The sequence below is a fragment of the Nonomuraea sp. NPDC002799 genome (genome assembly GCF_053592075.1).
The window spans coordinates 139,940-165,700 of sequence record NZ_JBSFVA010000021.1 but is presented as its reverse complement, the minus strand read 5'-3'; the positions used below and the strand labels follow the sequence as shown (position 1 = coordinate 165,700).

Here is a 25,761-nt window from a genome sequence, read left to right as displayed (position 1 = left end):
AGTTGAGCGCACTCACACTGAACGTCAACCTATTTCACGAAAATCCCTACTCAACTGCAGGGACCAAAAGCCCATACCGTCACAGAACATCCTCTCAAGCTGCGCCGCCAGCGACCGCGCCGCCGCGATCCGCTTCGTCCCGTTCATCGATGACACCCCTTCTCCCCCACAGCCCTCCCCGCGCGGCGGCGGGACTGAGGACAGCATGCGGAAGGCGGTGTTGAGAAATGGTTGAGGCGGTGTTGAGACGCGGGCCCGCGACCAACTCAGGTCTGTCCGAGCCCTCCTGTCACAGGAACGCGCTGACCTGGTCGGCGAACTCCTCCGGCGTGACGATCCGGACCCCCAGGCTCTCGGCCTTGGCCCATTTGGAGCCGGCCTTCTCCCCCGCCACCAACATGGACGTCTTCGCCGACACGCTGGAGGAGGCCCGGCCACCGGCGCGCTCGATCAGCTCGTTCATCTCGTTGCGCGACAGCGCGGCCAGCGGGCCCGTCATGGCCCCTGTGACGACGACCGACATGGCGGCCAGGGGGAGGTCCGCCGTCGTGGACACCGCATCCTCCCCAGAACCCGACTCCGCCGCCGACCCCGCCGACCCCGCCGACGACGCAGAGGGCGCGGCGGTCGCGGAGGCCGGGGTGGCGCCCGGCTCCGTCATGTTCACCCCCGCCTTGACCAGCTTGTCGATGAGCGGCGCGACCTCCACCAGCTCGGCCACCACGACCGGGGCCTTCTCCGGGCCGATGCCCTCCACCTGCTGGATCGCCTCGGCGTCGGCCGTGCGGATGGCGGCCATGGTGGCGAAGTGGCGGGCGATGCGGCGGCTCATGGAACGGCCGGTGCCACGGATGCCGAGCGCGCAGAACACCCGGCTGAGCGGCTGGCCCTTGGCCCGGTCGATGGCGGCCAGCAGGTTGTCGGTGCTGGTCTCGCCCATGCGCTCCAGGCTGAGCAACTGCTCGCGGGTCAGGAAGAACAGGTCGGCGAAGTCGACGATGAACCCGGCGTCGAGCATCTGCTTGATGCGGTTTTCGGCCAGGCCCTCGATGTCGAGCGTGTCGCGGCCGGCGGCGTAGACGATGGAGGCGATCGCGCGGCACCCGCGCCCGCGCACGCACCGCCACCGCTCCTGGGTGGTGTCGATGGCATCGCCGCAGGACGGGCAGGCCTGCGGGATCTCGATGGGACGCTCGTCGCCGGTGCGCAGGTGCACCACCGGAGCCTCGACACGCGGGATGACGTCGCCCGCCTTGTAGACGGTGACGCTGTCGCCGAGCATCAGGCCGCGCCGGGTGATGTCGGCGACGTTGTGCAAGGTGGCGTAGGTGACGACGCTGCCGTCGAGCTCGACCGGCTCCAGCACGGCGCGAGGGGCGATGATGCCGGTGCGGCCGGTGTTCCACTCCACGCCGAGGAGCTTGGTGATCTTTTCGGTGGCGGGCAGCTTGTAGGCGGTCGCCCAGCGCGGGGCACGCGAGCTGAACCCGGCCTGGGCCTGGTCGGCGGCCAGGTCACACTTGATCACGATGCCGTCGATGCCGAACGGCAACTCCGCCCGGGCCGCCGCGATCTCGCCGACGCGCTCCTGCACCCGCTCCAGCGTCTCGGCGACGATGCCCGCGACCGGCGTGGCGGCGGTGGTCTGCACGCCCTGCGCCGCCACCCACTCCATGATCTCGCTGTGCGGCAGCTCGCGCAGCCGGGTGGCCAGCTCGCCGGTGTCGTCGGGCGCGGGCAGCGCGCCGTAGCCGAAGAACGTCAGCTCGCACACATACGGCCGGTCCTGGGCGCGCAGCGTGCCCGCGGCGGCGCTGCGCGGGTTGGCGAACGTGGTGCCGTCGTGCGCCTGGCGTTTGGCGCACGCCTCCTCGAACTGCGAGGCGGTCATCATGACCTCGCCGCGCAGCTCCACCGTGACCGGCTCGGCCAGCCGGTCGGGCAGGCCGACGACGGTGCCGATCGCGTGCGAGACGTCCTCGCCCGCCGTGCCGTCGCCCCGCGTCACGAGCTGGGCCAGGCGGCCGTGCCGGTAGCGGGCCGAGATCGCCAGCCCGTCGAGCTTGGGCTCCACACTCCACACCGTGACCGGCCGGCCGAGCCGGCGCTCCAGCGAGGCCGCCCAGTCGGCCAGCTGCTCGGCGCCGAACACGTTGTCCAGGCTCAGCATGGGCACCGTGTGCGGCACGTCGCCCACCACCGCCCCACCGGCCACCTTGCCCGTCGGCGAGTCCGGCAGCACCTGGTCGGGATGCTCCTCCTCGAAGGCGGTGATGCCGCGGACCAGCCGGTCGTAGGCGTCGTCGTCGAGCGTGGAGGTGCCGTCGGCGTAATAGGCCGCGGCGGAGTCGACGGCAAGCTGGACGGCTTCGGCATAGGCCGTCGCGTCGGCCAGGTGAGTGAGAGGGGGTGCGTCGGTCATGGCTTCATCATGCCTGCCGGCGCCGACAGTTTCCGAACCTCAGTTCAGCAGCGGGACGGGCTGTTCTTCCTCGTAGCCGGAATGATCTGTCAACCTGCAGACGCAGGCGAGAGCCGAACGCGCGGGCTTGGCAGGCCCGTCCCCGCGCCAGGCCGCCCCGGCCCCCGTCGGTCGAGGCGGAAGTGCGCGAGGACGGAGTCGAACCGCCACAGCCGGAGCGTCCGGTTTACAGCCGAAGGGGCTCGCCACGTGCCCAGCTCGCGCAAGAAAAGAAGAACAACGGTGGGTCGTACCCCGTACCGGACTCGAACCGGCGATCTCCCGGGTGAAAGCCGGGCGTCCTGACCACTAGACCAACGGGGCTGGGCCGTGCGTACGTCCGGCGGGATTCGAACCCGCACCGTCCGGTTCCTAAGACCGGTGCCTCTGCCGTTGGGCCACGGACGCTTTGAGACGTGGACCGACAGGATCTCGAAACCTGAATTCCTGCTTGCAAGGCAGGTGTGATGCCTTTTCACCATCAGCCCTTGATGCGCCACTGTGCAATTGTCGAAGAAGGAAAGAGAAAGGCCGCCCGGTGGGTAACCTGGCGGCCTCGGGACGATCCTTCGCGAGGATTATCCAGAAGCCCACCGGAGGCCGGCGCAGTAGCCTGCCGCAGGGCGGCGATAGGCGCGCCGTTCCTGTTCGAGTGCGGTGGCTGCGGTCAGCATGGCGGGCCTTTCCCAACGTTTTCTGGGCGGTCTTGAGTCCGCCTGTCCTTCGATGTGGTCAACGATAACCGCGGGCATTCGGCGAATGCCACTCATTTATCGTGTCAGCCCGCCGCCTTGCGGCTCAGGTGTTCCCAGGCGTGGTATTCAGCGGCGCGGGCCTGCTCCAGTTGCTGGACCAGGTCGTAGGACGTGCCGCCGACGATCAGAATCCGCGGCGGCTCGGGCAGGCCGACCAGCTCCATGAGGACCGGGGCGGCGTCGCTCGGGCCGGGGCCCGCGTCATCGCCCCACATCTCGGCCAGCCGGGCGCGCAGCGTGTCGTAGACGGGGTTCGGGTCCGTGGCCGTGGTGCCGGTGGTGAACAGGCCGGTGTCATAGCCGCCCATCCGCAGGATGGTGACCTTCACGCCGAACGGCTCGACCTCCATGGCCAGCGCCTGGCTCGCCGAGTCGAGGGCCGCCTTGCCGGCGGAGTAGAGGCCGGTCGAGGCGAAGCCGCCGGTCGAGCCCATCGAGGTGACCTGCAGGAGGTGGCCGGAGCCCTGCGCCCGAAGGTGCGGGACGACGGCCTGGGTGACCCAGAGGGCGCCGAAGAAGTTGACGTCGAAATGGGCTCTGACCTGCTCCTCGGTGGCCTCCTCCACCATGCCGAGCAGCAGTCCGCCGGCGTTGTTGACCACGACGTCGAGCCTGCCGAACGCGGCCACGGCCCGGTCGACGGCCTCGTGGACGGCGGCCCGGTCGGAGACGTCGAGCGGCATCCGTACAAGAGTGGCGGGATATTGCCGGGACAGCTCCGTGAGCGGCCCGACGTCGCGGGCGGCGGCCACGACCCGATCTCCCGCCGCCAGCGCCGCCTCGGTGAACGCCCTGCCCAAGCCACGGGACGCACCGGTGATGAACCACGCACGGGTCATGACCGCCTCCTTCACATATGCAAGACGAGACGGGTCGTCTCGCCAACGGAACCGAACTCTACTCGCTGCGCGACGCCTGTCAAGACGGACCGTCTCGTCTCGTTAGAGTGCTATGCTGGCCCATGTGTCCAGGCAACCCGACCAGGCCCGCCGCAGCGAGCGGTCACGGCAGGCCATCCTGGAGGCAGCGCGCGCGCTGGTCTCCGAGATGGGATACGCCAAGCTGTCCATCGAGGCCATCGCCGCGCGCGCGGGCGTCGGCAAGCAGACGATCTACCGTTGGTGGCGTTCCAAGGGCGCGGTGGTCTTCGACGCGTTCCTGGCGCTGAGCGAGGCCGGCGACGGCGAGGTGGCGCTGCCCGACACGGGCGACATCGAGGCCGACCTGAAGGTCGTGATGCGGGCGACGGTGGCCGAGTTCGCCGATCCGGCGTTCGAGGCGCCGATCAGGGCGCTCAACACGGAGATCATCAACGATCCCGACCTCGCCGCGCAGTACCGCGAGAAGCTGGCGGGCCCGGTCGACGAGGCCAAGAAGGCCCGGCTGCGCAGCGCGCAGCGGGCCGGCCAGATCGCTCCCGACACCGACCTCGACCTGGCCCTGGAGCTCCTGTACGCCCCCCTGCACCAGCGCTGGCTGCACCGCTCCGGCCCGCTGACCCCCCAATACGCCGACGCCCTGGTCGAGATGTTCCTCAAGGCCGTGCGCCGCTGAGTTGACCCTGACACCGCGTCAACGTCTTAACTGGACGACATGCGCATCGGAGAGCTCGCCGCACTGCTCGGGGTGTCCACCCGGACCGTGCGTTACTACCACCACCAGGGCATCCTGCCCGAGCCGCCCCGCCTGGCGAACGGCTACCGCGAGTACGGCATGCGCGACGCCATCGCCCTGGCCCGCGTCCGCCGCCTCGTCGAGCTGGGCCTGAGCCTGGACGAGGCGCGCGACGTGATCGCCGACGACGCCGCCAGGGAGCTGCCCGAGATCCTCGCCGAGATCGACGCGGATCTGGCCCGGCAGGAGCACGAGATCCAGGCCCGGCGGGCCCGGCTGGCCGAGGTGTTGCGGCGCTCCGAGGCCGGGACGCTCGGCCCCGACGACACCGCCTCGCCCGACCTGCTGGAGTTCCTGCACGTGGTGCACCTGCCCGCGTCCAAGGCGGCGGCCTGGGATCGCGACCTGCTGGTGCTGGTCGACAGCACGTCCGGCCGGTCCGGCAGGCCACGCGCGTTCGGGATGTTCGACGCGCTGGCCGCCGACCCCGGGGCGAGGGCCGCCGGCCACGACTTCTACCGCCGGCTCGACGAGCTGGCCGAGGCCGAGCCCGGCGATCCCCGGGTGGCGCCGCTGGCAGAGGCGCTCGCCGCCTACACCAGCGAGCACCTGCTGGCCCAGCCGATGCCCGGCTGGGATCCGGCCGTGATCGAGCCCTTCCTGGAGGAGCTGTCGCCCGCCCAGGCCGAGGTCGTACGGCAGGCCATGCGACTCGCCGTGACCCGGGCTTTCCCTGAGTAAGCTCAGGCCATGACGGTAAGTGCGAAGCACGGCCTCTTCGATCCGGGCAGCGACGCCTTCAACAGCGACTGCCCCGGCCGTACGGTCCTCGACCACGTGACGAGCCGGTGGGGCCTGCTGATCGTGGCCGCGCTGCGCCCCGGCCCGCTCCGGTTCTACCTGCTGCGCGACCGGATCAAGGGGATCAGCGAGAAGATGCTCTCCCACAACCTGCGCGTCCTGACCCGTGACGGCATCATCGAGCGGCTCGTCGAGCCCGACGTCCCGCCCAAGGTGTCCTACCGGCTCAGCCCGCTCGGGGTGGAGCTGGCGGTGCCGCTGGAGAGCCTGCTCGACTGGATCACCCTGCGCGCCCGCGACGTCGCGGCCTGCCAGGAGCGCCACGACGCGGAAACGAAGCCCTGAGCCGGCCGGCGGGCGTGACGACACAGGCATAAGGCAAGGGGAATGGCGCTCGGTCAAGCAGGGGAACGGCGCTCGGCCGAGCGGGGAGGGTGAAGTGCCGGGTCAGCCGGCGGGCGTGGCGAACTCGGGCTGGTCGATGAAGCGCAGCCAGCTCCCGTCCGCCTGACGGCGCACGACCTGCGCGCGGGCGCCCGAACCGTCCTTGGGCGGAGTCGAGGTGAGCGCGATGTCGCCGTGAATCAGCGTCGGCAAGGGCGTCTCCAGCTCGAAGTGCGGGCGCCCGGCCAGCACTTTCTCCCACAGCGCCCGAATCGCCTCCCGGCCCACCGTCTGGCTGCCCGGCGGGTAGGCCAGCACCGCGTCCTGCTCGTACAGCTCGGCCACCCCGGCCGCGTCACCGGCGTTGGACCGCTCGACGAACAGGCGGGTGATGTCCTCCGGCCGCAGGGCCTTCTCATATGCGGGCATAAGACTTCCTCCATCAGGCTCCGTGTCAACGGCTTCCAGCTTGGCCGCCGCAGAACCAGAAGTCCAACAGATCGTTCTTATGGGAGCTAGAATTCACAGTCATGGAACTGAGGCAGCTTGAGTACTTCGTCGCGGTGGCCGAGGAGCGGAACTTCACCCGGGCCGCCGAGCGGGTGCACATCAGCCAGTCCGGCGTCAGCGCGCAGATCCGGCAGCTGGAGCGGGAGCTCGGTGCGGAGCTGTTCGACCGGTCCGGGCGCAGCGCCTGCCTCACCGTCGCGGGACAGGCCGCGCTGGAGCACGCCCGCGCCGCACTGGCCGCCGCCGGCGCGGTCGAGCAGGCGGTGGGCGAGGTGACCGGCCTCATCAAAGGGCGGCTGACCGTCGGGATGGTCACCGGATGCACGATCACGCCGCTGTTCGACACGCTGGCCGCGTTCCACCGGGCGCATCCCGGGGTGGAGCTCACCCTGCTGGAGGACGGCTCCGACCGGCTCGTCGAAGGCGTCCGGAGCGGCGCCGTCGACCTGGCGCTCGTCGGCACGGCGACGGCCACCCCCGAGGGGCTGGAGGCGTTCACCATCATCAGCGAGCGGCTCGTCGCGGCCGTTCCGCACGGGCATCCGCTGACGCGACGGCCCCGGGTCACGCTGCGCGACCTCGGCGCGTACCCGATCGTGTGCATGCCGCCGGGGACCGGCCTGCGGACCGTGTTCGACCGGGCCTGCGCCGCGCGGGCCCTGCGGCCGGTGATCGCGATGCAGGCCAGCGCCACCGACGCCATCGCCGACCTCGCGGCCCGGGGGATCGCCGTCGGCGTGCTCAGCGCGTCCATGGCCGAGCACTACCGCGACCGGCTCGCCGCCCTGCCCATCGACGACGTCGAGGACCCCGCGCTGCTCGCGCTGGTCTGGCGCGCGGCGCACGGCCCGGCGGTGAGCGCGCTGCTGGCGCACGGCCGGCGGGCCTTCGGAGCCTCCGCCACGGTGGAGACCCCGGCCTAGCACAGCGCTAATCCCGCGCCGACCGGCGTGCCAGGAGATGAGCTTGCGGGAACCCCCGCTGGGCGTCCTCGCCAGGGGCGCGGACCAGCCGGGCCACCTCGGTGAGCCCGGCTTCGAGCAGCAGCTCCGCCACTCCGTCGGGAGAGTAGCGGTAGGCGAGGGCGACCTTGTGGTCGAACGCCTGCGCCAGCTCCGCGGGATGGTCGTACGCCTGGAAGCTGACCAGGAGATGACCCCCCGGGGCCAGCACCCGGCCGAACTCCGCGAACACCGCGGGCAGGCCCTCGGGCGGCGTGTGGATGATCGAGTAGCTGGAGAGCACCCCGGCCAGGGAGGCGTCCGCCACCTCCAGAGCGGTGATCAGCCCCACCCCGAACCGGAGCCCTGGATGGGCGGCGCGGGCCAGCGCGACCATCTCCGGCGACAGGTCGACGCCGAAGGCGGTGACGCCGAGCCCGCCCAGATGCGCGGTGAGGTGGCCGGGACCGCATCCCACGTCCGCCACGAGACCGTCACCCGAGGCCCGGACCAGCTCGGCGAAGACGGGCAGCAGCGCACGCTCCAGCGGGTCGGCGAGGAACCGCCCGCCGACGAACTCGGCGTACTGGGCGGCGGCCGTGTCGTAGGCGGCACGGGTGGTGGTGAGGAAGTCCGGCTCGGTCATGAGGGGTCATGCTAAAGCCTCCGCAACGGGCGCATTCACGACGGCCGCGCTTCGGTAGCGATCGCTCAGCGCCCGGCCGGGGTGATCGCGGCGATCCGGCCGGCGAGCTCGGCCAGGTGCTCCTGCCAGAGCCCGGCGGCCGGGTCGGGGACCGCGACGATGACGTGGTCGATGCCCAGGGCGGCCAGCTCGCCACACCGCCTGACGCTCTCATCCACGCTCTCACCGGCGGGGATGCGCAGGTGCAGAGTCTTCTCGATCTCCTCGTACGGCCGGCCCAGCCGTTCGCAGTGGGCGCGCAGCACGCCCAGCTTGTGCGGCACGTCGGCCCCGTGCAGCAGGTTGCAGGCGTCGGCGTACTCGGCGACGAGGCGGAGGGTCTTGCGCTCCCCGCTGCCCCCGATCAGGATCGGCGGGCGCGCCTGCGGCGCGTTCAGCGTGCGCTCCAGCCGGTAGTGCGTGCCTTCGTAGGGTTCGTCCTGCTCGCTCCTCATCTGCCGGGCGATTTTGAGCGTCTCCTCCAGGCGCTCGAACCGCTCGGCCAGCGACGGGAAGGGCAGGCCGAGTCCGCGTGCCTCCGCCTCGTACCAACCGGCGCCGATGCCGAGCACGGCCCGGCCGCCGGAGAGCGCGTCCAGGGTGCTGACCTGTTTGATCAGCAGTCCGGGCGCGCGGTAGGGAACGCCGGTGACGAGCGCGCCGAGGGTGACGCGGCTGGTGAGGGCGGCGGCGTAGGACAGCGCGCCGTACGCCTCCAGCATCGGCTCCGTCGCGGGACCGAAGTTCGGTATCTGGAAGAAGTGGTCCATCACCCACAAACTGTGCAGCCCGGCCTCGTCGGCGCCACGGGCCACGGCCGCGAACCGACCGGCGATGGCCGCGTCGCCGCCGGACCAGGCGAAGCGGGAGCAGGACAGGCCAAGTCTCATCAAAAGGCTCCTCTGAAAAAGGTTGCGGGCATGAAAAAACCCTCTCGCCTGCCTGGGTCGCACCCAGGGGCCGAGAGGGCTCCGTGGCAGTCATTATCTCACGGCGTCGGCGCCCCGTCGCGCAGCGCCCGGCGCAGCTCGATCGCCCGGTCGAGGTAGTGGGTGCCCAGCGCGGCGCGGCCGGAGGAGCGGTACAACTCCCCGAGGGTCTGGAACGTGGCCGCCTCCCCGCTCCGGTCACCGAGCTGCTGGAAGATCACCAGTGAGCGTCGTAGCTGGTCGGACCCGTAGGACCGGTCGCCCCGCGCCGCCCGCAGCCCGCCCAGGCTCTGCATCGCGTACGCGCCGCAGTGCCGGTCGCCGAGGCTTTCGAAGATGTCCAGCGCCCGCCCCTGGAGGCTCATCGCCGCGTCGGACTCGGCCTTCAGATCGTGCAGCCGGCCGAGCTGCAGGGACACGCACCCCTCGCGATGGTCGTCGCCGAGCTCCTTGGCCAGCCGCAGCGCCTCACCGAGCCACTGGGACGCCTGGCCCAGATCCCGCAACGACAGGTGGACCCGGCCGATCGCCTGCCGCGCGTACGCCTCACCGCTCTGGTCCCCCACGGCGAGGAACATGGCCAGCGCCCGGCGGAAGGATCCGAGCGCCCGCAGATGCCGGCCGGAGAACTGGTCGGCCGCGCCCAGCCCGCAGATCGAGATCGCCTCGCCCCTCGGGTCGTCCAGCTCGTGGAAGATCGCCCGGGCCCGCCGCAACATGTCGCCGGCCTCGGTGTACCGGTCCTGGTAGAGGCAGACCTGCCCCAGGCCGCGCAGCATGGCGGCCTCGCCGCGCCGGTCGTTCGCCGCGCGGGCGCTGTCGAGGGCCAGGCGGTGGGTGAGCTGCCACTCCTCGTAGCGGCAGTGCAGGTCGAAGTAGGGGACGAGTGCTCCGGCCAGCCCCCACGCGGAGGTGGTCAGGCCGGCGTCGGCGGCCAGCCGTACCGCGTCGACCAGCGTCTCGCGCTCGGCGTCGAACCACGACAGCGGATCGGCGGTCAGCCGCCCGAGCGTCTCCGGCGGCATGCTCCAGCGGGTCGCCTGCTCGGAGGTCAGGCTGAACAGCGTGGTCGGCAGCCGGGTGTTCGCGTGCTCGGCCGCGGTCGTCCAGCCGCCCAGCACCCGGGCCAGCGCCTGCCGCTCGCCGCCGGCCTTGTCCCGGGCGTCGCAGCGCAGCAGGTCGGGCAGCCGGTAGCGGGGCTGGCCGAGGGGGTCGGTGCCGACGAGGCGCAGGAGGTTCGCGTCGACGAGGGTGTCGACCACGGCTTCGGTGCGGTCGCGGTCCAGCACCGCGCCGGCCACCCAGGCGGGCACGGACGCCGGGCCGAGCAGGCCCAGGGCACGGAAGGTGGTGGCCGCGTCGCCAGGGAGCTGCCGGTAGCTGCTCTCGAAGGAGGCGCGTACCTCCAGGTCGCCCGCGCGCAGCTCGTCGAGCCTGGTCGACTCGTCGGCCAGGCGCTGCTGGAGCACGCTCAGCGACCAGCCGGGGCGCGCGGCCAGCCGGGCGCCGGCCACCCGGATGGCCAGGGGCAGGTGGCCGCAGGAGTCGAGGATGGCCAGCGCGGCCGGCCGCTCGGCGGCCACCCGCTCGGCGCCGGCGATCCTGCCCAGGAGCTCCTCGGACTCCGCGGGCGGCAACACGTCCAGTTCGAGCAGCAGCGCGCCGGGCAACTCGGAGATGCGCCGCCGGCTCGTGACGAGCACCGCGCAGCCGTTGCCGGGGAGCAGGGCGCGTACCTGCGCGGTGTCGGCCGCGTCGTCGAGGAAGACGAGCATGGGGTGCTCGGCCAGCAGGGTGCGGTACAGCGTGGCGCGCTCGTGCGCCGTCGGCGGCAGCGCCGCCTCACCGACGCCCAGCGCGCGCAGCGCCTCGGCCAGCAGCTCCGCCGGGTCGGCCGGCGCCGGGTCGGTGCCGCCCAGGCATAAGTGCAGCTGCCCGGCGGGATATCCGGCCCGTACGGCGTGCGCGCAGTGCACCGCAAGGGCCGACTTGCCCACGCCCGGCGGCCCCACCACCACCGCGATCGACGGCGGCCCGTCCGGCTCCCCCTCGCGCGCCGACAACGCCCTCGACAACTCGGCGACGGCGCCGGCCCGCCCAGTGAAGTCCGGCACGTCGGCCGGTAACTGGTGCGGCGCGGGCACCGCCGGAGCGGGCGCCGGCTCAGCGGCCACGCTCGCCCGCGCGGGGTCGCCGGCCGGCCCGGACGGGTGCGCCGGCTCACCGGCCAGCACGGAGGCGTGCGCGTCGCGCAGGTCCTGCCCCGGCTCGATGCCGAGCTCGTCGACCAGTTGCCGCCGGATGGTGGTGTAGGCGTGCAGCGCCTCGGCCCGGCGCCCGGCGTGCTGCAGGGCGAGGATGAGCCGCTGCCAGAGATCCTCGCGGTAGGGGTGCTCGCCGATCAGCAGGCGCAGGTCGTCGATGGCCGAGAGGTACTCCCCGCCGGCCAGCTTCGTGGTGACCAGCTCCTCGGCCGCGGCGAGCCGGGCCTGCGTGAGAGCCCGCAGCCGCGCGTCCCACAGCGGGCTGGCGGGCAGGTCGCTCAGCGGGTCGCCGCGCCACAGCGCGAGGGCCCTGCGCAGCCGCTCGGACGCCTCGCCGGCCCCGTCGCGCGCTCCGGCCACCAGCTCCTCGAACAGCAGCACGTCGAGCTGGGCGGGGTCGACCTCGACCGCGTAGCCGGAGGGGTGGGCCGCGATCCCGGCCCCGGCGCTGGCGAGCACGCCGCGCAGCGAGCTGACGTAGGTGCGCAGGTTGGCCAGCGCGGACGAGGGCGGGTTCCTGGGCCAGAGCACCTCGATGAGCGTGTCCGAGCCGACCGTCTGGTTCGCCTCGAGCAGCAGCGTGGCCAGCAGCAGGCGCGGCTTGTTGCCGGCGATGCGCAGGATGCCGTCCGAGCATCTGACCTGTAAGGGGCCGAGAACACCGAGATTAAGCTGATCAACCACTATGACCGCACCTACTCCTTAGTGGGAGGCATGGCAACCATTTGTCGGGTTGTGCGTTCGAGCTGGCTGAGCCTTTATACCGATTTTGGATGTTCTCTGTACGCCGTACCCGCAATCTTGAGCCCCAGCAGAGATCCATCAGGCTGTTCAGAAAGGCATTCATATGAGACCCACAAGGGTGCTCACGGTGGGGTTCGTCCTCTTATGCGGCCTCGCCGTCGGCCAGTCGGGCTCCGTCGCCCTGGCCGCTCCGACGCCGGCCCCCACACCGGCGGCGACCGCCACGCCGCATCCGAACGACCCGCCGAACACCGCCGAGGTGCCGGCGGTGTCCACCCTGGCGGCGCCGGCCTTCCAGCTCCCGTTCCCCTGCGGGCAGAGCTGGACGGGCAACTCCAGCAACAGCAGCGCCCACCAGTCGTACGAGATCGACTTCAACCGGGGCAGCACGGCCAACGCCGACCTCGGCGACACCGTCTCGGCCGCCGCGGGCGGCACCGTGGTCATCTCCGCCCACCAGGGCTCGACCAACGGCTACGGCAACCTGGTCAAGATCGACCACGGCGGCGGCTGGACGTCGTTCTACGCGCACCTGAACACGCGCTCCGTCGCCTCCGGCGCCACCGTCAGCCAGGGCCAGAAGCTCGGCACGCTCGGCAACACCAGCAAGCCGGGCAACAACATCAGCCCGCACCTGCACTTCGAGGTACGCCAGGGCACCGGCTACCCCGGCAACATCCGTAAGGCCGTCTTCAACGGGACCACCTTCGGCTACCCGACCCAGACGCTGACCTCGAAGAACAAGTGCGGCGCCACCAACCCGCACACGGCCACCTCGGTGTGCGGCAGCGGCTTCAAGGTGATCGACTCCGCGGCACTGGGCACGGCGGGCACCGTCTCCCTGCTCTACAACGCCACCACCGGCGCCAACTGCGTGGCCACGCTCAAGAAGTCGTCCCTCGGCACGGCCACCGCCACCAGCGCCTACCTGGAGGTGCAGGGCAAGACCCGGGCCACCGACAGCGGCAACTTCACCTACTACGCCGGTCCGGTCAAGGCTTCGGCGGCGGGCAAGTGCGTCAAGTGGGGTGGCAAGGCCGGCACGACCGCGTACAACAGCCCCTTCGAGCACTGCGGCTGAACACCACCCCGTTGAGAAGAGAGAAAACTGTGCCAGCCCGATTCCGCCGCTCAGCCGCGCTGCTGACCGGCGCGCTGATCCCCCTGACGCTGCTGGCAGGGCAGCAGCCGGCCGCCGCGTCCGCCCCCGGCCCCGTGGCCGCCGCGTTCGCCAAGGCCGCCGGCACGTACGAGGTGCCGCGTGACCTGCTGGTGTCACTCGCCTACGCGGAGACCCACCTGGACGGGCACCGCGGCGAGCCCAGCGCGAGCGGCGGCTACGGCGTCATGCACCTGGTCACCGCCCGCACGCTGGAGCGGGCGGCGACGCTCACCAAGCGGCCCGTCTCGGCGCTGAAGACCGACGACGCCGCCAACATCACCGGCGGCGCCGCCGTGCTGCGCGCCTACGCCGACGAGCTGGAGCTGAGCGCCGCCGACCGCAAGGACCCCGGCCAGTGGTACGAGGCGGTGGCCAAGTACGGCAACGCCTCCTCCCCTGACGTGGCCAGGCTGTACGCCGACGCCGTCTACGAGCTGCTGGCCAAGGGCATCCGCGGCGCCACCCCGGCCGGCGAGAGCATCACGGCGCCGGCCCGGGCCGTCGTGCCCGACCTCGGCCGCTACGCCGAGGAGGGCCCGAGCACGCTCGCCGCGTCCACGGACTACCCCTCCGCCACGTGGGTCGCGGCCAACAGCGGCAACTACGCCGTCTCCAGCCGCCCGACCAGCGACACCATCGACCGCATCGTCATCCACGTGACGCAGGGCTCCTACGCCGGGACGATCTCGTGGTTCCAGAACGCGGCAGCGAACGTCAGCTCCCACTACGTCGTCCGCTCCTCCGACGGCGCCATCACCCAGATGGTCAGGGAGAAGGACCGCGCCTTCCACGCCGGCGACTACAACCGGCGCTCGGTCGGGATCGAGCACGAGGGCTTCGTGAACAACGCCTCGTGGTTCACCGACGCGATGTACCGCTCGTCGGCGGCGCTGACCCGCAACATCGCCGACCGGTACGGCATCCCCAAGGACCGCACCCACATCGTCGGCCACAACCAGGTCCCGGGCACCGACCACACCGATCCCGGCAGCTACTGGAACTGGACCACCTACATGGGCTACGTCACCGGCGGCAGCGGCGGGGGCACCACGAACCCGCACACGCCCGAGTCGGTGTGCGGCACCGGTTACAAGGTGATCGACTCCGCGGCCCTGGGCACGGCGGGGACCGTCTACCTGCTGTACAACACCGGCAACGGCAACAACTGCGTCGCCACGATCAAGAAGACCTCGATCGGGAAGGCCAGCGCCACCAGCGCCTACCTGGAGGTGCAGGGCAAGACCCGGGTGACCGACAGCGGCAACTTCGCCTACTTCGCCGGTCCGGTGCGGGCCGCCGCGGCGGACAAGTGCGTCAAGTGGGGCGGCAAGGTCGGCACGGCCACCTACGACAGCCCCTTCGAGCACTGCGGCTGACCAGGTGATGACGTGACCGGCAGCGGGGGGTTCGAACCCCCCGCTGCCGGTTTTTTTCGCGCTCCAGCGGGCTCGCCGTTCAGCGCGGATGCGGGCCCGCCGTTCAGCGTGGATCGATCGGCGTCAGCGGGCCGACCGACGCCTCCACCGCGGCGGCCGCGTCCAGGCACACATCCTCGCGGAACCTCGGCCCGATGATCTGCACCGCCTGCGGCAGCCCGCCGGTCACCGACACGGGCACGGCCACCGCGGGCAGCCCGAGCAGGTTGACCGCCACCGTCATGCGCATGGTGTCCGGCCAGTCCGCCAGCCAGCCGCGATCGAGGTCCGACCCCACGGGGAAGGCCGGGCGGGTGCGGACGGGCGCGAGCACCAGCGGCGTACGGCTCATCCAGGCGCTCCACAACCGCGCGATCGACGCCCGCTCCATCATCGGATCGAACGCCGGCTCCCCCGCCGCAGCCGCCCAGACCGGCTCGAACGCCTGCCAGAACCGGACGAACTCCGCCGACGCGATCGCCTCCACAGGCGGCTGCTCCCGCGACACCCGGCCGTAGGCCGACATGATCTGCGTGTAGATCTCACTCGCCCGGACGAGAGCGGGCGCCGTGCCCTCCTCGACGACGTAACCGGCGCCGGCCAGGGCGTCGGCCGCCCGCCGCAGCGCGCCGGCCACCCCGGGATCCAGCTCGGCCCCCGCGACGTCGCTCACCACGCACACCCGCACCGGCCCCGGCAGCGGCGGGCCCTCCAGCGGAGCCGGCACGTGCCACGGGTCCCCGCCGGAGCGCCCGCACATGTGGCCGAACGCCAGCCGCAGGTCCCTGACGTGCCTGGCCACCGGGCCGTGCACGGAGAGCAACTGGAACGCGAACGGCACCGGCCCCGCCTGCTCGCCGGCCTGCGCGATCCTGCCGAGTGACGGCTTCAACGCGGCGACGCCGCAACACTGGGCCGGCCAGCGCAGCGAGCCCGCGCCGTCGTTCCCGATCCCGAGCGGCGACATCCCGGTCGCCACCGCGACCGCCTCACCTCCGCTGGAGGCGCCCGGGGTGTGCCCGGCCGACCAGGGGTTGACCGTCGCGCCGCGCAGCGCGTTGGCGGTGTGCCAGCGCATGCCGAACTCGGGCATGTTCGTCCGGCCGATCGGGATCGCGCCCGCCGCGCGCAGTTCGGCGACCGGGGGCGCGTCGGCGGCGGCCGTCGCCTCCCGCAGCGCGGCGATGCCCAGCGTCGTCGCCGACCCGGCGACGTCGAGGTTCTCCTTGACGGTGATCGGCACGCCGTGCAGCGGGCCGGCCTCCGCGCCCCTGGCCGATGCCCGGTCGGCCGCGTCCGCCGCCGCGAGCGCCTGCTCCGCCAGTGTGACCGTGATCGCGTTGACCCGCCCGTTCACGTCGTCGATCCGGCGCAGGTGCGCCTGCGTCACCTCCCGGCACGACGCCTTCCGGGCGCGGACCAGCTCCGCCAGGTCCGCAGCGCCCAGCTCCCACAACTCCGTCACGTGTCCTCCTCAGGGTGACCGTGCCGGGAAATCTAGAGGGGAACGCCGGAGAACAGCAGTCTTGTCTTTACCGGCGACCTCAGCCGGAGGCCGGAGCGGGCGGAGCGGGAAGGCAACAGTGGCGTGCGCGGCGCCCTGCTGACCCGTTCAGCGATCGTGCCCGGCGTACACGGCGGTGAGCAGAAAGGATGACCGCACCAGCGCGGCCGCGATCCCGGAGTCGTCCCCAGCCGCGCCCATCCGGGCCACCACCCATGGTTCGTGAAACGAACTTTTCGGCGGGCGGCAGGAGAGGTCAGGCGGCGCGTTCGGATGCCAGGACCGCGAGGGGCACGTCATGAGATGATCTAGTTCATGACTGGTCTGCCAGGCACAGGCCGCTGCGGCCGCCACGCTCCCGCAGCGGCAACCGACGCCCCCGCGATGTCCCCGGCTCCGCCACGGGAGCTCCACCGTCCTGACGTGGCGGTTCCGGCCTTTGGACCGGTCCCATGCTGAGCATGGTCCGGGCGGACGCTCCCCGGCACTCGTTGAACGGCGGCCGGCGCAAGCCGGCGATGACCAGCGCCGGGCAGATCTCCGGGTTGCGGCCCCGCGTCCGGCCCGGCGACGGAGGCGACGTGCCCGGCGCGGACGTGGACCTGGTGGACGCCCTGGATCCGGCGACCTGGCGCGTGGTGACCGGCTGGCTGCGGGAGGACGTCTCCACGACCACGCGCCAGGCCAGGTTGCAGGCCCTGGCCTCGTTCCTGCGCTGGCTGCAGGCGACGCGGCCGGCTCTCGATCCGCTCGCGGTCACCGGCACACACCTGGACGCCTACTGCGCGGACGCCCTGTCCGGCGCGGCCGCCGTCGGCACGCGCACGCCGGGCAAGCCCTTGGCGAAGGCGACGGTGGCCAGGAGACGGGCCGCGGTGTCGTCGTTCTACGCCTTCGCCTGGAACGGCGGCGCCGTACGGTCGCCGCACGACACACGGTCGCTCACCATGGACGAGCGGCGGCTGCTGCGCCGGGGCGTCGCGCACCTGGCCGCCGACGGCCGGCAGGCCGAGGCCCTCGCCGTCGCGCTGCTGGAGGCCACCGGCACCTCGGTCGGCGCGCTGGCCGCTCTGACGCCCGAAAGCGTCCACGCCGTGGGCGACCAGGCCGCCGTCATCACGCTGCGCGACCACCGTGGCGACCTCGTCGCCTTCCCCGCGCCGCCGCCGGTCGTCCCCCTGCTGCGCACGTTGTGCCGCAGCAGGTCCGCCGGAGAGCCGCTGATCAGACGGGACGACGGCCGGATCGTGGACCTGGAGTGGGCCGGAGACGCGCTCGCCGACGCCGCCCTCGCGGCCGGCATCCCCCAACGGCGGGCGAAGCTGCTCCACCCCGGCCTGCTGCGCGCCGCCACGGTGACCGAGCTGCTGCACGACGGCCCGGCGGCGGCCGGCGAATAGGGGCTCGTCTTGCGGTGGGCCAGGGCTCGGCTGCGCGCCCTGGCCCGCGTCGCCGGCCTCGCGGGACGCAACGCCTAGCTCTCCGCCGGCGGATCGTCATCCGCCGGGCGGGGCCGGGCGCCCGGGTGGCGGTCGCGCCAGATCAGGAAGACGACGGACGACACCAGCGCCCAGGCCGCCAGCACCAGGAACGGCATCGCCCGCTGGTGCCCGCCGAAGTAGACGGCGGTGTGCTGGGCGTTGATCGACGCCCCGGGCGGAAGCCAGCGCCCGATGACGCCCAGCGGCGACGGCAGCAGCGGCCACGACACGGCCCCGCCCGAGGACGGATTGCCGAGCAGCACCATCAGCCCCCACGTGGGCAGCATCGCCCAGCGCCGGACGAGCGTGTTGAACATCGTGAACACCATCCCGGAGGCGAACATGGTCAGCGCCAGGATGAACCAGGACTCCAGGAGCGGCAGGTCGAGCGCGCCCAGCAGCCAGTCCACGACCGCGACGATGGACAGCGCGCCCAGCACCGAGTACGCCACGGTGAAGGCGATGCGCTCGCCCGGGGCCAGCGGACCGGCGTTGGCGCTCAACTGGATGGCTCCGATGAACCCGATGATCACCGCGGCGAGGGTGATGTAGAAGAGCGCGAGCCCGCGCGGGTCGCCACGCTGGAGCGGCTTCATGTCGGCCAGCGTCAGCCGCATCCCCACGGCGGGCGCCGCCTTCGCGGCCGCCTCGCCGAGCACCTGCGCCACCGACGCGCCCGAGGCGCTCGACACGTACAGCGTGACCGTGGCCCCCCGCACGACCAGCACCCCCAAGACCTGCTGCTCCTCGACCTTCTCCTTGGCGGCCTCGAAGGACTTCTCGAAGGAGGGGACCATCGAGGCGCCCAGCGCCTTCTCCATGCTGGACAGGAAGGCCTTGCCGCGCTCGGTCGGGTGCGCCACGCCGACGATCGACACCGGGATGCGGTGCGGGGTCGGGTCGGCCATGGCGTAGGTGTAGGACCCGGCGAAGAGCCCCGCCGCCGCGGCGAGGATCAGCACGAGGACGGTCGCGGCGAAGTACGGGGACCCTCTGAAGGCCGCCCATGCCCGGCCCATCCGGTGGTCCATGCCCACACGCTAGGCAGCGGCCCGCCGCCGGCTCCCGCTGACACGCGACCTGTGACGGCTTGCGAAGCGTTTCAGGGGGCGGCCGTGACTCACCGGGGAGGAGGCGAAGCCGGCGCGGAAAGGCCGCTGCCCACGCCGTCCAGGACGATGTCGAGCAGCCGGTCGGCCTGGGCCGCGCCGTCAGGCTCGTGCTCGGTGGCCAAGGAGATGGCGTTGACGAGCGTGAGCAGCTCGACGATCGAGATGCCGGGACGAACGGCGCCCGCCTCGCGGGCACGGGTCAGCAGCCCCTGCCCGGCGTTCACGATCATCGTGTGGCAGGTGGCCCCGAGGGCAGGGTCGCCGGAGCCCCGCATCAGGGAGGCGGCCAGGCCGCGGTTGGACGCGGCGTGCGTGACGACGGCGCGCACCCAGGTTGCCAGGGCCTGACCAGGATCGGGGCCGGTGGCCAGCTCGTCCGCCGCCGCGCACAGGGCCTCGACCTTGCCGTGGAAGACGGCCTCCAGCAGGCGCCGGCGAGAGGGGAAGTGCCGGTGCAGGGTGGCCGACCCGACGCCGGCGTCCCGGGCGATCTCTTCCAGGGACGCCTCGGCGCCGTACTCGGCGATGGCCGCCGTGGCGGCGGCCAGGATGCGGTCGTAGTTGCGGCGCGCGTCCGCCCGCCTGGGCCGTTCGGGCGAGGTCGTACGGCTGTCCTGCGGCATGTGCTCTCCGGCGGGCTTGCAAAACGGGGTGGCCCTCCATATTGTACTCAATCGTAAACGGAGGGGTACCCCAATTAAGGGGTTGCCTTGGCATGCGAGCTTCCTGGAGAGACACCCATGCACACAGCGGACAAGATCATCGTGGTGGTGGGGGCGACCGGCCCGCAGGGACGGGCCGTGACGGCACGACTGCTCGCCGACGGCTGGCGGGTGCGGGCGGTGACCCGCGATCCGGGCTCCATCCGCGCCCAGGCCCTGGCACAGGCGGGGGCTCAGCTCGTACGGGCCGAGATGGAGGACATCGGCTCGCTCGTCATCGCGGCCGAGGGCGCGTACGGCCTGTTCAGCGTCCAGCCCACCATCGGATCGCCGGGCACCCCGGAGGGCTTCGCCGCCGACGACGAGGTGCGCTGGGGCGGCAACGTCGCCGACGCGGCGCACGCGGCCGGGGTGCGCCACCTGGTGTACTCCTCGGTCGCCGGCGCGGGCCGCCACGACACCGAGAAGTTGCCGCAGAACGTCGTGAGCAAGTGGCGGATCGAGCGGCACATCCTGCGGCTGGGCCTGCCGGCGACGTTCCTGCGCCCGGTCTCCTTCATGGAGAACTACACCGGCCCGTACCACCTGCACGACGGCGCCGTGGCCACCGCCTTCGAAGCCGGCGTGCCCCAGCAGATCATGGCCGTCGACGACCTCGGCGCCTTCGCCGCCCTGGCCTTCGCCCGGCCGCAGGAGTGGATCGGCCGGGCGGTGGACCTGGCCGGGGACGAGCTGACCCCGGTGCGGATCGCCGCCGCCATCTCCGAGGAGATCGGCCGGTCCCTGCCGTACGTGCAGATCCCCATCGAGGTGCTCGCCGCGGCGGGCGAGGAGTTCGCCTTCTCCTACAACTGGCTCAACGGGCGCGGCTGGCGGGCCGACGTCGCCTTCACCCGCGACCTGCACCCCGGCCTGATGGACCTGCGCACCTGGCTCACCAGAACCGGAGCGGCCCAGATCACCGCCTTCCTGGCCGCCCAGGAAGACGCCGCGCAGGAAGGCACCGTGGAAGGCGCCGCGCGGAGCGGCTTGGAGCAGGGCCGGTGAGCGAGCGAACCCGGCCCGACCTCGGGCAGAGCGGAGCAGGGCCGGTGAGCGAGCGCCGTCGGCCCGATCTCGGGCAGGTCGGCATCTGGGCCGGTGAGCTGGACCGCTATCGCGCCACCACCGTCCGCGACGCGGCCACCGCCGTCGACGACCTGGGCTACCGGGCCCTGTGGTTCCCCGAGACGACCGGCCGCGAGGCCATGGCGCAGGCCGCCATGCTGCTGTCGGCCACCCGCCGGGCCGTCGTCGCCACCGGCGTGGCGAGCGTCTACGCGCGCGACGCCGTCACCACCGCGGCCGCGCAACGCACCCTGGACGAGGCGTTCCCCCGGCGGTTCCTGCTCGGCCTCGGCATCAGCCACCCCGCTCTGGTCACCGGTGTGCGCGGCCACCGCTTCGGCCCGCCGCTGGCGACCATGCGCGGCTACCTGGACGCGATGGACGCGGCCCCGTTCGGCCCGCCGGGCACCGCACCCGCACCCGCACCCGGATCCGCATCGGCATCCGCATCGGCACCGTCACGCGTCCTGGCCGCGCTGGGCCCGAAGATGCTCAAGCTGGCCGGCGAGCGGGCCTGGGGCGCGCACCCGCTGGGCATGCCGGTCGAGCACACCCGCAACGCCAGGAGACTGCTCGGCCCACAGCCCCTGCTCGCCGTCACCCAGCTCGTCGTCCTGCACCCCTCCCGCCCGGCCGCGACGGGGCTGGCCCGCGCCCACGCCGCGGCCGCCCTCCCCAACCGCCGCACGCTCCTGCGCGACCTGGGCTTCGACGACCCCGAGTCGCTGGACGACCGGCTGGTGGAGGCGCTCATCGCCGTCGGCGGACCCGATGACGTCGCCCGGCGGGTGCACGAGCACCTCGCGGCCGGCGCGGATCACGTCAGCCTCAACGTGCTCACCGAAACACCGGACGAGCCGCCGCTGCGTCAGTGGGAACAGCTCGCCGCACGGCTCCTGTGAATGACGGAGGCAGGCTTTCCGTCTGAGATCGTGCCGGCCGGTGCGTAGCGCCCGGCGGCCGTGCTGCCGTTCGCGCAAAACCGGCTACGACGTCGAGCTGCTGGACCCCGTTCCCCTGCACGTGCGGCGGGCCGCGGAGCTGACCGGGGTGACCGCGCGGCTGGGCGACGCGCGGCGCCTGCCGGTCCCGGACGCGAGCGTGGACGCGGTCCTCCTGCTGGGCCCGCTCTACCATCTGGCCGAGGTGCCGCGCGAGTTCGCCGACGCCGGGCTTCCCGAAGCGGCGCAGTACGGGGTGGAGGGCGCGTTCTGGTTGTACGGCGACGTCAACGACTGGCTCGACGACCCGGAACGCCGGGCGCTCATGCTCGACGCCCAGCGCTCGATGGAGTCGGTGCCGACACTGCTCGGAGTCAGCGGCCACCTGCTCACCGTGGCCCGCCGGGCGGGCTGACCACGGCGGCGCCAGGTCACTGTGGCCCGCCGGGCGGCCTGAGCAGGGCGGTGCCGGGTCACCCGTCCAGCCGGCCGGTGAGGATCTCGCACATCTCGGCCACGGGTTCGGGCAGGTTCATCTCCAGGTGGGTGCACTGCACGTCGTGCTCCTCCAGCGCACCCCGCACGTGCGGCTGCCAGGCCGCCGCCCACGAGTCCTCCTCGTTCAGGGCCGCGTGGAAGTACAGGACGTCGCCCTCGTAGACCGGCGACTCGTACTCCTTCATGATGGCGATGTTGTTGGCGACCACCGCCGCCGCCTTGTCCAGCAGGCTCTCGTGCTCGCGTACGTTGACGAACCGGTTGAGGTAGTCCTCGATGCCGGCGCGGGCGTCGGTCTCCGGCAGATCGTCCAGTTGCTTGAAGACGCTGCTGGGCGCGCAGTCCAGCAGCGCGAGCAGGGCCACCTCGTGCCCGCGCCGGACGAGCGCCTCGGCCATGGCGTGCGCGAGCGTGCCGCCGAACGACCAGCCGACCAGGTAGTAGGGCCCGGTGGGCTGAAGCGCGAACATCTCCGCCAGGTAGTCGTCGATCATCTCCTCGACGGTCGCGGGCAGCGCGGTCACGTCGCTGTAGCCGCGCGCCTGGATGGCGTAGATGGTCCGGTTCTGGAGCTGGGGCAGGAAGCTGAAGTACGACCAGCCCAGGCCGCCGCCGGGGTGGAAGAGCCACAGCGGCGCGCTTTCGCCCTCGGTCTGCAGCGGCAGCACCACGGCGAACGGGTCGTCCATGCTCTCCGGCACGGTGCCGGTGCTCAGCAGCGCGGCGAGCCGGCCCGCGGTCGAGTACCGGAAGATCACCCGGATGGGCATGTCGACGCCGAGCGCCTTGCGGATGCGGCCGAGCAGGCGGGCCGCCAGCAGGGAGTGGCCGCCGAGGTCGAAGAAGTCGTCGTCCAGGCCGACCTCGTCCAGCCCGAGCACCTCGGCGAACAGCCCGCACAGGATCTCCTCGCGCGGGTTGGTCGGGCGGCGGCGGTTCGAGCCTTCGGTGTAGTCGGGCGCCGGCAGCGCGCCCCGGTCGAGCTTGCCGCTGGTGGTCTTCGGCAGCGCCTTGAGCGGCACGACGGCGGCCGGCACCATGTACGCGGGCAGCCGCCCGTGCACCACGTCCGGCAGGCTCGCCAGCAGCGCGGGGACCTCGACGCCCTCGTGAGCGGGCACCACGTACGCGATCAGCCGCTGGTCGCCGGGCCGGTCCTCGCGGACGACGACCACCGCCTGACCCACGTCGGGATGGGACAGCAGAGCCGCCTCGATCTCCCCCGGCTCGATCCTGATGCCGCGGATCTTGACCTGGAAGTCCACCCGGCCGGCGTACTCGACCTGGCCGCCGGCGTTCCACCGGGCCTGGTCGCCGGTGCGGTACATGCGCCCGCCCGGCGCGCCGTACGGGCAGGGCACGAAACGCTCGGCGGTCAGGGCGGGGCGGCCCGCGTAGCCGCGGGCCAGTTGCGCGCCCGCCACGTACAGGTCGCCCACGACGCCGGGCGGCACGGGGCGCAGCGCGGCGTCCAGCAGGTAGAGCTGGGTGTTCCAGACCGGTGCGCCGATGGGCACGACCTCATTGCCCAGGCGGTGCCGCCACGAGGTGACCTCGACCGTCGTCTCGGTGGGGCCGTACAGGTTGTGCACGTGCACGTCCGGCAGCAGCCGCAGGACGCGGTCGGCCAGCTCGGGGGCGAACACCTCGCCGCCGACCTCGATCCACCGCAGGCTCTGGCAGCCGGCCGCGGCCGGCTCGGCGACGAACGCCTCCAGCAGCGACGGGACGAAGTCGGCCTGGGTGATCCGCTGCTCCTGGATGAGCCCGGCCAGGTACGCCGGGTCCTTACGGCCGTCGGGCCGCGCGATCACCATGGCCGCGCCCACCTGGAGCGGCGCGAACAACTCGGGCACCGACGCGTCGAACCCGATCGAGCTGGCCAGCAGCACCCGGTCCTCGGGGAAGAGCCCGAAGTGCTCGATCCCCCACGCGATCCTGTTCATGATCGCGCCATGCGGGACCAGCACGCCTTTCGGCCCGCCCGTGGAGCCGGAGGTGAACAGCGCGTAGGCGGCGTTCGACGGCTCCAGGCGCACGCCGGGGTCCGTGGCCGGCCGGCCGGAGACGTCCGGCAGCTCGTCCAGCACGAGCACCGGGCGGGCGCTGTCGCACATGTACGCGACCCGCTCGGCGGGCAGGTCGGCCTCGATCGGCAGGTACGCCGCGCCGGACTTGACCACCGCGTAGATCGCCACCACCATCTCGAACGAGCGCGGGATCCGCACCCCCACCAGCGTCTCCGGGCCCGCGCCACGCTCGATCAGCCAGTGCGCCAGCCGGTTGGCCCGCTCGTTCAGCTCCCGGTAGGTCAGCGTGCGGCCCTCGTACACCAGCGCCACCCGGTCAGGCGTGCGCGCCGCCTGCGCCTCGAACGCCCCGGCCAGGGAGATCTCGGGCAGCGCCAGCGCCGTGTCGTTCAGCTCGGTCAGCAGCCGGTGCCGCTCCGGCGTCTCCAGGACGTCCACCGCGCGGATCCGGACGGCGGGGTCGGCGGCGGCCTGCTTCAGCACGCGGACGAGACGGGCCGCGAGGGCCTCCACCGTGCTCCGGTCGAACAGCTCGGTGGCGTACTCGATGCTCCCCAGCACGCTGCCGCCGTCCTCGGGCGCGAGCGTGAAGTGCAGGTCGAACTTGGCGGTCCCGGTCGCGGTCAGCTCGAAGGCCACGTCCAGACCGGGCAGGCGCACGCTCGACTTGGAGGTGTTCAGCCAGACGCACATCACCTGGAACAGCGGCTGGTAGGCCGTGGAGCGCTCGGGGTTGAGCGACTCCACCAGCCACTCGAAGGGCACGTCCTGGTTGTCGTAGGCCGCCAGCGCCTTGTCGCGCGTCTGCTCCAGCAGTTCGGCGAAGGTCGGGTTCCCCGACAGGTCCAGCCGGAGCACCCACGTGTTGACGAAGAACCCGACCAGGTCGTTCAGCGCCTCGTCGGTGCGTCCGGCGATCGGGTTGCCGAGCGGCAGGTCGTCCCCGGCGCCGTGCTGCTGCAGCAGCACCGCCAGGGCCGCCTGCACCACCATCGACATCGTCGCGCCCCTGCTCGCGGCCAGCCGTTCCAGGGCCGCGTGCAGCTCCGCGTCCAGCCCGAACTCCACCAGATCGCCGTGATGGCCGGCGACCGTGGGGCGTGGCCGGTCGAGCGGGAGCCGCAACGGTTGCGGCACGCCGTCCAGCTCTTTGCGCCAGTACGCCATCTGGTCCTGGGCCACGCGGCTGGGAGCCGTCTCGTCGCCCAGCAGCTCCCGCTGCCACAACGTGTAGTCGGAGTACTGCACCGGCAGCGCCGGCCACGCGGGCGCCCGCCCCGCGCTGCGGGCCGAGTAGGCCTCGACGAAGTCCCGCCCGAACGGCGCCGCCGACTCGCCGTCGCAGGCGATGTGGTGCGTGATCAGCACCAGGACGTGCTCGTCCGGCGCCGACCGCAACACGCACGCCCGCACCGGCAGCTCGGCCGACAGGTCGAACGGGTGGGACGCGGCCTCCGCCACCGCGCCGGTCACGCCCTCCGGCGTCACCTCGATCACCGGCACGTCCAGGCGCACCTCCTCGGGGGGCACGATCCGCTGGAACGGATTGTCCTCCACCTCGACGAACACCGTGCGCATGCTCTCGTGCCGCACCACGATGTCGCGGACGGCCGCCGCGAGGGCATCGGTGTCCAGGTCGCCCGTGAAACGCAGGACGAGCGGCAGGTTGTAAGTCGCGGAGGGGCCCTCCAAGCGTTGGATGAACCAGAGCCGGCGCTGGGCGAAGGACAACGGGTACACTTCGACTCCTTAATCGCGATG

At 72.4% G+C, this 25,761-nt stretch carries 21 protein-coding genes and 4 tRNA genes; 11 read left to right on the top strand and 14 right to left on the bottom strand.

The annotated features are described in order from the left end of the window. On the top strand, window positions 1–235 hold a 235-nt coding region (locus ACWD0F_RS32675), incomplete at its 5' end, for a hypothetical protein (protein ID WP_449882358.1). Window positions 236–289: 54 nt separating this feature from the next. On the opposite strand, the gene ligA is transcribed toward ACWD0F_RS32675, so the two are convergent. From ligA to ACWD0F_RS32645, 6 genes are all read right to left on the bottom strand, one after another. Next, on the bottom strand, window positions 290–2,422 hold the full coding sequence (gene ligA / locus ACWD0F_RS32670) for an NAD-dependent DNA ligase LigA (RefSeq protein WP_449882356.1): 2,133 nt from the start codon (window positions 2,420–2,422) through the stop codon (window positions 290–292). Between the two features lie 183 nt (window positions 2,423–2,605). Beyond that, window positions 2,606–2,686: transfer RNA gene (locus tag ACWD0F_RS32665), tRNA-Tyr, on the bottom strand. Between the two features lie 26 nt (window positions 2,687–2,712). After that, a tRNA-Glu gene (locus ACWD0F_RS32660) sits at window positions 2,713–2,785 on the bottom strand. A gap of 11 nt (window positions 2,786–2,796) precedes the next feature. Continuing rightward, window positions 2,797–2,869: transfer RNA gene (locus ACWD0F_RS32655), tRNA-Leu, on the bottom strand. 9 nt (window positions 2,870–2,878) lie between these two features. Then, window positions 2,879–2,949 (bottom strand) — tRNA-Ala (locus ACWD0F_RS32650). Window positions 2,950–3,239: 290 nt separating this feature from the next. Further along, window positions 3,240–4,055: an SDR family NAD(P)-dependent oxidoreductase gene (locus ACWD0F_RS32645; RefSeq protein WP_449882353.1), complete on the bottom strand. Its 816-nt coding sequence runs from the start codon at window positions 4,053–4,055 to the stop codon at window positions 3,240–3,242. Window positions 4,056–4,167: 112 nt separating this feature from the next. Between ACWD0F_RS32645 and ACWD0F_RS32640 the strand changes: the two genes are divergently transcribed. From ACWD0F_RS32640 to ACWD0F_RS32630, 3 genes are read left to right on the top strand one after another with little or no spacing between them, the layout of a single operon-like run. Beyond that, window positions 4,168–4,770 carry a TetR/AcrR family transcriptional regulator gene (locus tag ACWD0F_RS32640; protein ID WP_449882350.1) on the top strand — a complete coding sequence of 201 codons (603 nt, stop codon included), beginning with the start codon at window positions 4,168–4,170 and terminating at the stop codon, window positions 4,768–4,770. 39 nt (window positions 4,771–4,809) lie between these two features. Further along, the gene (locus ACWD0F_RS32635; protein WP_449882348.1) at window positions 4,810–5,571 is read left to right on the top strand and encodes a MerR family transcriptional regulator; all 762 of its coding nucleotides are present in this window, start codon (window positions 4,810–4,812) and stop codon (window positions 5,569–5,571) included. Between the two features lie 9 nt (window positions 5,572–5,580). Then, window positions 5,581–5,976, top strand: a complete 396-nt coding sequence (locus ACWD0F_RS32630) for a winged helix-turn-helix transcriptional regulator (protein ID WP_449882345.1) — start codon at window positions 5,581–5,583, stop codon at window positions 5,974–5,976. 102 nt (window positions 5,977–6,078) lie between these two features. Here the strand turns inward: ACWD0F_RS32630 and ACWD0F_RS32625 are convergent, their stop codons facing one another. Beyond that, window positions 6,079–6,444, bottom strand: coding sequence for a YybH family protein (locus ACWD0F_RS32625; RefSeq protein WP_449882343.1), 366 nt, complete (start codon window positions 6,442–6,444; stop codon window positions 6,079–6,081). Window positions 6,445–6,545: 101 nt separating this feature from the next. On the opposite strand from ACWD0F_RS32625, the gene ACWD0F_RS32620 reads away from it, so the two are divergent. Next, window positions 6,546–7,448 carry a LysR family transcriptional regulator gene (locus ACWD0F_RS32620; RefSeq protein ID WP_449882340.1) on the top strand — a complete coding sequence of 301 codons (903 nt, stop codon included), beginning with the start codon at window positions 6,546–6,548 and terminating at the stop codon, window positions 7,446–7,448. A 7-nt stretch (window positions 7,449–7,455) separates the two neighbouring features. Here ACWD0F_RS32620 and ACWD0F_RS32615 read toward each other — a convergent pair whose 3' ends face one another. The 3 genes from ACWD0F_RS32615 to ACWD0F_RS32605 form a co-directional block, all read right to left on the bottom strand. After that, complete coding sequence (locus ACWD0F_RS32615) at window positions 7,456–8,112, bottom strand: class I SAM-dependent DNA methyltransferase (RefSeq protein WP_449882337.1); 657 nt, start codon at window positions 8,110–8,112, stop codon at window positions 7,456–7,458. Between the two features lie 65 nt (window positions 8,113–8,177). Next, complete coding sequence (locus tag ACWD0F_RS32610; protein ID WP_449882334.1) at window positions 8,178–9,041, bottom strand: LLM class F420-dependent oxidoreductase; 864 nt, start codon at window positions 9,039–9,041, stop codon at window positions 8,178–8,180. A gap of 98 nt (window positions 9,042–9,139) precedes the next feature. After that, window positions 9,140–12,028 (bottom strand): AfsR/SARP family transcriptional regulator, encoded by a 2,889-nt coding sequence (locus ACWD0F_RS32605; protein WP_449882332.1) that lies wholly within the window; start codon window positions 12,026–12,028, stop codon window positions 9,140–9,142. Between the two features lie 163 nt (window positions 12,029–12,191). Here ACWD0F_RS32605 and ACWD0F_RS32600 point away from each other — a divergent pair, with 163 nt between their 5' ends. Together ACWD0F_RS32600 and ACWD0F_RS32595 are read left to right on the top strand one after the other, a co-directional pair. Next, entirely contained in the window at window positions 12,192–13,169 is a 978-nt protein-coding gene (locus ACWD0F_RS32600) for a M23 family metallopeptidase (protein WP_449882329.1), read from the top strand. A 29-nt stretch (window positions 13,170–13,198) separates the two neighbouring features. Continuing rightward, the gene (locus ACWD0F_RS32595; RefSeq protein ID WP_449882327.1) at window positions 13,199–14,626 is read left to right on the top strand and encodes an N-acetylmuramoyl-L-alanine amidase; all 1,428 of its coding nucleotides are present in this window, start codon (window positions 13,199–13,201) and stop codon (window positions 14,624–14,626) included. Window positions 14,627–14,729: 103 nt separating this feature from the next. On the opposite strand, the gene ACWD0F_RS32590 is transcribed toward ACWD0F_RS32595, so the two are convergent. After that, window positions 14,730–16,130: an amidase gene (locus tag ACWD0F_RS32590; protein WP_449882326.1), complete on the bottom strand. Its 1,401-nt coding sequence runs from the start codon at window positions 16,128–16,130 to the stop codon at window positions 14,730–14,732. Window positions 16,131–16,621: 491 nt separating this feature from the next. On the opposite strand from ACWD0F_RS32590, the gene ACWD0F_RS32585 reads away from it, so the two are divergent. Then, a complete protein-coding gene (locus ACWD0F_RS32585; RefSeq protein WP_449882324.1) occupies window positions 16,622–17,569 on the top strand; it encodes a hypothetical protein in 948 nt (315 codons plus the stop codon). Between the two features lie 74 nt (window positions 17,570–17,643). Here ACWD0F_RS32585 and ACWD0F_RS32580 read toward each other — a convergent pair whose 3' ends face one another. Together ACWD0F_RS32580 and ACWD0F_RS32575 are read right to left on the bottom strand one after the other, a co-directional pair. Beyond that, the gene (locus tag ACWD0F_RS32580; RefSeq protein ID WP_449882322.1) at window positions 17,644–18,681 is read right to left on the bottom strand and encodes an ABC transporter permease; all 1,038 of its coding nucleotides are present in this window, start codon (window positions 18,679–18,681) and stop codon (window positions 17,644–17,646) included. A gap of 89 nt (window positions 18,682–18,770) precedes the next feature. Beyond that, window positions 18,771–19,385, bottom strand: a complete 615-nt coding sequence (locus ACWD0F_RS32575; protein ID WP_449882320.1) for a TetR/AcrR family transcriptional regulator — start codon at window positions 19,383–19,385, stop codon at window positions 18,771–18,773. Between the two features lie 117 nt (window positions 19,386–19,502). Here ACWD0F_RS32575 and ACWD0F_RS32570 point away from each other — a divergent pair, with 117 nt between their 5' ends. From ACWD0F_RS32570 to ACWD0F_RS32560, 3 genes are read left to right on the top strand one after another with little or no spacing between them, the layout of a single operon-like run. Then, the gene (locus ACWD0F_RS32570) at window positions 19,503–20,471 is read left to right on the top strand and encodes an NmrA family NAD(P)-binding protein (protein WP_449882317.1); all 969 of its coding nucleotides are present in this window, start codon (window positions 19,503–19,505) and stop codon (window positions 20,469–20,471) included. Next, the gene (locus ACWD0F_RS32565; RefSeq protein WP_449882314.1) at window positions 20,468–21,433 is read left to right on the top strand and encodes a TIGR03620 family F420-dependent LLM class oxidoreductase; all 966 of its coding nucleotides are present in this window, start codon (window positions 20,468–20,470) and stop codon (window positions 21,431–21,433) included. The genes ACWD0F_RS32570 and ACWD0F_RS32565 overlap by 4 nt, the downstream gene beginning before the upstream one ends. A 40-nt stretch (window positions 21,434–21,473) precedes the next feature. Next, window positions 21,474–21,887, top strand: a complete 414-nt coding sequence (locus tag ACWD0F_RS32560) for a class I SAM-dependent methyltransferase (protein WP_449882312.1) — start codon at window positions 21,474–21,476, stop codon at window positions 21,885–21,887. A gap of 58 nt (window positions 21,888–21,945) precedes the next feature. Here the strand turns inward: ACWD0F_RS32560 and ACWD0F_RS32555 are convergent, their stop codons facing one another. Then, the gene (locus tag ACWD0F_RS32555) at window positions 21,946–25,740 is read right to left on the bottom strand and encodes a non-ribosomal peptide synthetase (protein WP_449882310.1); all 3,795 of its coding nucleotides are present in this window, start codon (window positions 25,738–25,740) and stop codon (window positions 21,946–21,948) included. Window positions 25,741–25,761: the final 21 nt, after the last annotated feature.

What these genes read in the sequence shown, in the direction of transcription:
- ligA (WP_449882356.1), bottom strand. Translation starts at nt 2,422, where the DNA reads ATGACCGACGCACCCCCTCTCACTCACCTGGCCGACGCGACGGCCTAT.
- ACWD0F_RS32645 (WP_449882353.1), bottom strand. Translation starts at nt 4,055, where the DNA reads ATGACCCGTGCGTGGTTCATCACCGGTGCGTCCCGTGGCTTGGGCAGG.
- ACWD0F_RS32640 (WP_449882350.1), top strand. Translation starts at nt 4,168, where the DNA reads ATGCTGGCCCATGTGTCCAGGCAACCCGACCAGGCCCGCCGCAGCGAG.
- ACWD0F_RS32635 (WP_449882348.1), top strand. Translation starts at nt 4,810, where the DNA reads ATGCGCATCGGAGAGCTCGCCGCACTGCTCGGGGTGTCCACCCGGACC.
- ACWD0F_RS32630 (WP_449882345.1), top strand. Translation starts at nt 5,581, where the DNA reads ATGACGGTAAGTGCGAAGCACGGCCTCTTCGATCCGGGCAGCGACGCC.
- ACWD0F_RS32625 (WP_449882343.1), bottom strand. Translation starts at nt 6,444, where the DNA reads ATGCCCGCATATGAGAAGGCCCTGCGGCCGGAGGACATCACCCGCCTG.
- ACWD0F_RS32620 (WP_449882340.1), top strand. Translation starts at nt 6,546, where the DNA reads ATGGAACTGAGGCAGCTTGAGTACTTCGTCGCGGTGGCCGAGGAGCGG.
- ACWD0F_RS32615 (WP_449882337.1), bottom strand. Translation starts at nt 8,112, where the DNA reads ATGACCGAGCCGGACTTCCTCACCACCACCCGTGCCGCCTACGACACG.
- ACWD0F_RS32610 (WP_449882334.1), bottom strand. Translation starts at nt 9,041, where the DNA reads ATGAGACTTGGCCTGTCCTGCTCCCGCTTCGCCTGGTCCGGCGGCGAC.
- ACWD0F_RS32600 (WP_449882329.1), top strand. Translation starts at nt 12,192, where the DNA reads ATGAGACCCACAAGGGTGCTCACGGTGGGGTTCGTCCTCTTATGCGGC.
- ACWD0F_RS32585 (WP_449882324.1), top strand. Translation starts at nt 16,622, where the DNA reads ATGCTGAGCATGGTCCGGGCGGACGCTCCCCGGCACTCGTTGAACGGC.
- ACWD0F_RS32580 (WP_449882322.1), bottom strand. Translation starts at nt 18,681, where the DNA reads ATGGACCACCGGATGGGCCGGGCATGGGCGGCCTTCAGAGGGTCCCCG.
- ACWD0F_RS32575 (WP_449882320.1), bottom strand. Translation starts at nt 19,385, where the DNA reads ATGCCGCAGGACAGCCGTACGACCTCGCCCGAACGGCCCAGGCGGGCG.
- ACWD0F_RS32570 (WP_449882317.1), top strand. Translation starts at nt 19,503, where the DNA reads ATGCACACAGCGGACAAGATCATCGTGGTGGTGGGGGCGACCGGCCCG.